Origin of the sequence: Nocardia sp. No.11 (assembly GCF_038752175.1) — a bacterium.
GTDB lineage: Bacteria > Actinomycetota > Actinomycetes > Mycobacteriales > Mycobacteriaceae > Nocardia > Nocardia canadensis.
This window is the reverse complement of record NZ_JBCGFB010000075.1, coordinates 23785-29784: the sequence shown is the minus strand read 5'-3', so window position 1 is coordinate 29784 and position 6000 is coordinate 23785. Positions and strand designations below refer to the sequence as shown.

Genomic DNA, 6000 nt, shown 5'->3' with positions numbered 1-6000 from the left:
CCCACCGCGACGGCACTGCCGCGCAGGGCGATGTCCATCGCGGTCGAACCGGCCGGGTCCAGGGCGATCTCGATCAATTCCGTGCTGCCGCGCAACCGCCAGGGCTGCACGTTGCCGCCCGAGGGCGCGCGCTGGGCGCAGGCCAGGATCGCGGCGACCGGGTCGGCGGGCGGAGGTTCGTCGGCGGGCGGCTCGGGGGCGGTCTCGACGCCGTCGTCGAGGTAGCCGGGCTCGGCGAGGGAATCCAGCGCCGCCTCCAGGTCGACGCGGGTCCGGCCGGAGGACAGCTTGGCGCCGAGCCCGATCCGGCGCACCGCCGCGGTCACGATGGCGGCGCCCAGTTGCACGTCGCTGCCCAATTGCGGCCAGGTGGTGATCGTTTCACCGATCTCGGCCATGCTGGCCGCCATCCGCGAGGACAGCTGGCCCGGATCGAGGATGCGCAGCACGTGCGGCGCCTTCGCCCTGGTGTCCAGGTCGGCCAGTTGGGCGCCGGTGGTCGCGCCGAGCAGCCCGTGGAAGGGCTCGCGGCCCGGTTCCAGGTCGTAGCGCTCGACGTCGAAGAGCCCGCGGTCGCTGGTGTCCATCAGCAGCGGGATCCGGTGCCTGCGCGCGGCCTCGCGGACCGCGAACTTGATGTCGAGCGAATCGCATTCCTCGACGATCACCGAGAGCCCGTCGAGGAAGTCGTCGGCGGTGTCGGCCAGCACGCCGGCGGGCCAGATCTCCACCGGCAGGAAGGGGTCGAGTTCGGCGATCCGGCGCGCGGTGACCACGGCCTTGTTGACACCGATGTCGAAGAGCCCGCCCGGCACCCGGTTCAGGTTCGACAGCTCGATGGTGTCGAAGTCGGCCAGCCGGAGCAGCCCGCACGCGCCTTCCAGCGCCAGGGTGTAGGCGACCGAATGGCCGACGCTCTGCCCGACCACGCCGACCGTCAGCCCGCCGAGGCGTTCCTGTTCGGCCCTGGTGAGCTTGTTGCGGTTGCGATCGGAGCGGATCACCCGGAACGCGTCGGGGCCGAGGATCACGACCAGCGCGTGTCGCCACGGGTAGTACACCCAGCGTTCCGCGGCCGGGTCGAGACCCGGCGGGAGTCCGGTGAGCCGGTCCAATTCGGCGCGCAGGCCCGCACGCAGGTCGTGCGTGCTGACGCCGGGGGCCGCGGCGAGCTGCCGCAGAGTTGCCGCGTCGGTGGGGTCGGCCGGATCGAGTACGAGGGGGCGGTAGTCCGCCGCCGGCGGGTCCGGTTCGCTCATCAACGGATCCGACCCACGAATCGCGCCATCGCGTTCCGGCCGACGCGACGGTGAACGCGCCGCAACCTGTTCTCGTTGCGCGCTGCTTCGACAGCCATCGTGTTCCTAGCTCCGTGCTACGCGCCCGCGCGCGGTCGGCGTCCTACCGAGGCCGACTGGTGCAGTATCCGTCATCCCGAACGTTTGCACCAGGCGAGTGGCTAATATTCCGATAACCACCGGCCGCGGGTGAACTATGCCCAGGTCAAACGGCATGAACGCACGGGAAGCCCCGGATTCCAGACCGATCGGTTCGAATTCGGCTAACTATCAGCTATCTACCGTGATCGAAACGAACAATTCTACGGTGTCCGGACCGTGCCAGACCTCGATCTCCTCGCGATAGGCGCGCGAGATCTCCGCCGACGCTGTCGCGTCGTCGACCTGAGCCCAAACATCCTCGACCGGATCGTGGTAATCACCGTTGGGGGCGAAGCGGGCGTAGATGCCCTTGGGCACCCGCACCATCAGATCGCCGACCGGCACCTCGTCGGGCGTCGCGTACTCGCGGGCCACCAGCGCGTTCCAGTTGCCCGCCGGATCCGGGACGTAGACGGTGTGCAGCGGCTCGCGCCCGCCGGGCCGGTCGCGCAGCCGGTCCTTGAGGAACTCGATCAGATCGCTGTTGCTCACCTTGAAGCTCGGATGGACCCGCGGCACGGCCAGACCGCCGTACAGTGCGCCACCGCGCACCACGATCGTGTAGCTCATCGCGGATCGACCGCCAGGTAAAGGTCGATCTTGTACGCGTGCGGGTAGCACTCGAAATCGCCGGTGAAGGTGCGCTTGATCTGGTTGTGTTCTTCGGCGTAGGCGATCTGGGTCCACAGATCCGTCATCACCTGGGGAAAGTTACCGACCGAGGAGAAGCGCGCGTAGGTGCCGCGCGGCAGCCGGGCCGCCAGATGTCCGCGGGTGACCTGATCCAGCGACGCGCACTGGTACCCGACGATCTGGGTGTTGTAGGTGCTCAGCTCACCGGTGTAGTCGGTGTAGGCACTGGCCAGCGGGCCGCCCAGATCCTGATGCAGGACGGCAGACCACGCGGCTTCGAGATCCCGGTCGCGCAGCTCTCCGAGCGCACGCTTGGGACTGCGGACCGGCAGACCGGCCACCCATGTCTCGTCCCGCTCGACGATTTCGAACTGCATTGAAGACTCTCTCGAAGGGTCGGCTCGGTCCGGCCATGCTACCAACTTCGCGCTCGACAGCCATGACACACCGAGTTGTTCTTACCCCAACCTAACCACACCTGAGCTGGACAAACGTCCACCACCACGCCGCGACACCCCGACGTATTGTCGGATTCACCTGGATGCCCTATGCTCCCGCGCTCGTGTGGGTACGCGCGGCGCTCGAACCGCGAAAACAAGTGGTGCAGTGGGCGATCGTCGTCGTGATCGCGGTGCTGGCCGGCTATGTCGCGGTCTTGCTCGGCGACTCACGGCACTTCTACACCGACGACACCGAGGCGCAGTACGTGCCGATGTGGCAGCTGCTCGGTACCGAACTCAGGGCGGGCCGGTTCCCGGCGATGGTGCCGTGGGAATGGATGGCGGGCAACTACAGCCTCGAGGAAGCCGGGCTCTACAACCCGCCGCAGTTGCTGGTCTACCTGCTCGCGCCCTCCTTCGACGATCTCGCGCTCTACGCGACCGCGGTCAAGCTGGTGTTCTCCACGATCGCGGCGCTCGGCGTGTTCCGGATCTGCCTGGCCTACGGCGCCCGCGCCCCCTGGGCGGCGGTGGCCGGCGTGGCGTTCCCGTTCAGCGGCTGGTTCCTGTTCTTCGACTCGGCCAGCTGGTTCACCTCGCACACCGGCACCGCCTGGCTCGTACACGCGTGGGCCTCGGCCGTGCTCTACGCCAGGGGACGTTCGGGACCGATCCCGCTGTTCGTGTTCCTGTATCTGGCGCTGACCATCCAATACGCCTTCCCCGCGGTCGAATCCGGCCTGATGATCGCCGCGGTCGCCGCCGGTGAGTACCTCTACCAGCGCCGCTGGGCGCCGGTGCTGCGGTTGCTCACCGCGTCCGGTCTCGCGGTGGCGGCCTCGATGGTGGCCAACCTACCGATCCTGCTCTCCTCGCAGGCCACCTGGCGCGGCGACGTCTCCACCATCCACAACGACCCGTTCCTGACCGTGCCGTGGTCGGAATCGCTCAATGCCAGTCTGCCGAGCACGGTGCCCGCGTTCACCGCGTGGTGGGGCCATGTGCAGCCGCTGCCGATGGTCTACATCGCCTGGTTCGTGATCCCGGCGCTGGCGTTCATCGACTGGAAGGCCGCCGCGCGCGCCGCCGCCGAATGGAGCGGGATCGCGCTGTTCGCCGTCGCCGCGCTGATGTGGACCGCCGGGCCGGGCGCGATCGGCCCGCTGCGCTGGCCGGCCCGGGTGCTGCCGATGCTGGCCATCGCCCTGCTGGTACTGGTCTGCGTGCTGCTGAGCCGCCACGGAGCGTTCGCCTCGTCGCGGCGGCGGTACGCGGCGGCGGGCGTGCTGATCGGCCTGCTGTTCATCCGGTCGTTCTCGGCCGCGCCGAAACTGCTCGAACGGCACCTGATCGCGGTGGTCTTCGTCGTCGCGCTCGGCGCGGGCGTCCTCTGGCTGGCGCGCACCCGCGGGATCGGCGCCGCCGCCGCGCTGACCATCCTCGCGACGTTCCCGATCGCGTTCGTCCAGGTGGCCGTCGCCCCCACGACACCGCTGTCGTACGGCTTCCCCGAGCGGCGCTCCGAGATGACCGCCGCGTTCCCCGACTTCGGCGGCCGCACCCTGCAACTGGCCGACCGGATCATGGTGCGCGACGAGGACCGCACGCTCGCGGCGACCTACGGCTCGATCGCGCTCGGCAGCTACGCCAAGAACCTCGGGCTGCAGTACGTGAACGGCTACACCCCTGTCGGGCACGCGGCCTTCGCCGGGCTGCTGTGCATGGCCTGGGACGGCGGCACCTGCCCCGAGGCGTATCGCAAGGTCTTCGCGGTCGAGCCGTCGACCGACACCCCGATCGTCGACCTGATGCGGCTGGATCGTGTTGTCCTGCAACGGGCCCAGTACCCCGACGCGGGGACGAAGCCGGCGCCGCTGGGCTGGAAGTTCGTCCACTACCCGGGGCACGAACAACAGATCTGGGTGCTCGAGCGGGTCAATCCGCTGCCCTCTCCCGGCGACCTGATCGCGCACGAGTCGGGCGTGCACGCCACCGTGATGCCGGAGGCGGGCCTGACCAACCGCGCCACCGTCTCCTCCGGCACCGGCGGCCGGATCGTGCTCTCGCGCCTGGCCTGGCCCGGCTACACCGCGACCCTGGGCGACCGCGAGATCCCCGTGCGCGCCGTCGCGGGCACCTTCGTCGCCGTCGACATCCCGCCCGGCACGCACAACGCGCGGCTCACCGTCACCTGGCGACCGCCGGGCCTGCCGATCAGCCTGACCAGCGCGGTGCTGGCCGTGCTCGGGATCGGGTTGCTGCAGTGGTGGTTCCGGCGTGGCAGGCGCGTGCCCGAGCCGGCCCCGGTCGTGCCCGCCGACACCACGGCCGCCGACACCACACCCGAGGTGCAGCGCCCGGTCGCCGTCGAGGCCTGAGCCCCGCTCAGGCGCCGATGGCGGCGGCCAGGTGCGGCCACGCCTCGTGCAGGTCGGCCTGGAACTGGCCCCAGGTGTGCGCGCCGGTCGGCCGGTGGACGTAGGTGGCCGGGATACCGAGCTGACCCAGCCGCCCCGCGAAGGCCGCTGTGCACGTCCCCGCGATCGTTTCCAGCGGCGGCATGGGCAGACCGCGATCGCTCGCGCCCGGCAGACCGGTGGCGGCCGACAGGAAGATGGTCTTGCCCGCCAGCGCGCCCGCGTTGGCGAAGACGTCGTGCTCGCGCCAGACCGCGCCGCCGGGCACGCCCCACATGTTGCCGGGATTGCCGCCGCCGCGGACGGCCTGCGCGCTGACCATCGCGATGCCCCACGGATCCGCCGCCCAGGGGCAGCCGCTCAGCGCGGCCACCGCGGCGAAGCGGGGCCCGCCGCGGATGGTCAGGTCCAGCGCCGACGACGCGCTCATCGACACCCCCGCGATGGCGTTGCGCCCGCTGGTGCCGAGCGCGCCGTCGATCACGCCCGGCAGTTCCTCGGTCAGGTAGGTCTCCCAGCGGACCCGGCCGACGCCGGGATCGTCGGCGATCCAGTCGGTATAGAGCGTGAACGCCCCACCGACCGGCATCACCACGTTGACGAACTTGTCGGCGAAGAAGTCCCGCACATCGGTGTTGTCCCACCAGGAGATGCCGTCGGCCCCGCCGCCCGCGCCGGTCAGCAGGTACAGCGTCGGCGCGCCCGCGCCCGCCGCCCTGAGCACCCTGTTCTGGATCACCCGGCCCATCGCCGGCGAGTACACATCGACTTGGACGGCCCGCCCGCCCAGCGGTGTCTCCCCCGCCACGTACGCCCCCGGATCGGCCTTCGCCTGCACACTCCCCAGCGAAGCGACGATCGCGCACACCACAGCAAGCCACAGTCTCGATGCAGTCACCCTTCCGGTATACCCCGCCGGATCGGCGCACACACCGGACCACATGCGCCCCACCCGTCACAAGTTCCCGGGAGTGACGAGGGTCACCCATGATCTGATCGACAGTCCAGATTCGGCTCTCAGCTGCGGTTTCGTTCCCGACCATAGAGCCGTGAACGGCGAAAACGAGGTGA

5 protein-coding genes are annotated in these 6000 nt (G+C 70.0%); 1 reads left to right on the top strand and 4 read right to left on the bottom strand.

What is annotated here, in order from left to right; translation table 11 throughout:
* The 3 genes from V8688_RS21150 to V8688_RS21140 form a co-directional block, all read right to left on the bottom strand.
* Window positions 1-1259, bottom strand: a 1259-nt coding sequence (locus V8688_RS21150) for an Rv1355c family protein (protein WP_342801536.1), incomplete at its 3' end; no start/stop codon positions are given.
* Window positions 1260-1568: 309 nt separating this feature from the next.
* Window positions 1569-2009 (bottom strand): AraC family transcriptional regulator, encoded by a 441-nt coding sequence (locus V8688_RS21145; RefSeq protein ID WP_218721789.1) that lies wholly within the window; start codon window positions 2007-2009, stop codon window positions 1569-1571.
* The gene (locus V8688_RS21140) at window positions 2006-2449 is read right to left on the bottom strand and encodes a GyrI-like domain-containing protein (protein ID WP_019049207.1); all 444 of its coding nucleotides are present in this window, start codon (window positions 2447-2449) and stop codon (window positions 2006-2008) included. Before V8688_RS21140 ends, V8688_RS21145 begins: the two co-directional genes overlap by 4 nt.
* Window positions 2450-2613: 164 nt before the next feature.
* On the opposite strand from V8688_RS21140, the gene V8688_RS21135 reads away from it, so the two are divergent.
* Complete coding sequence (locus tag V8688_RS21135; protein WP_342801535.1) at window positions 2614-4890, top strand: hypothetical protein; 2277 nt, start codon at window positions 2614-2616, stop codon at window positions 4888-4890.
* Window positions 4891-4897: 7 nt separating this feature from the next.
* Here the strand turns inward: V8688_RS21135 and V8688_RS21130 are convergent, their stop codons facing one another.
* Entirely contained in the window at window positions 4898-5827 is a 930-nt protein-coding gene (locus tag V8688_RS21130; RefSeq protein ID WP_342801534.1) for an alpha/beta hydrolase family protein, read from the bottom strand.
* Between the last annotated feature and the right edge of the window lie 173 nt (window positions 5828-6000).

What these genes read in the sequence shown, in the direction of transcription:
- V8688_RS21140 (WP_019049207.1), bottom strand. Translation starts at nt 2,449, where the DNA reads ATGCAGTTCGAAATCGTCGAGCGGGACGAGACATGGGTGGCCGGTCTG.
- V8688_RS21135 (WP_342801535.1), top strand. Translation starts at nt 2,614, where the DNA reads ATGCCCTATGCTCCCGCGCTCGTGTGGGTACGCGCGGCGCTCGAACCG.
- V8688_RS21145 (WP_218721789.1), bottom strand. Translation starts at nt 2,009, where the DNA reads ATGAGCTACACGATCGTGGTGCGCGGTGGCGCACTGTACGGCGGTCTG.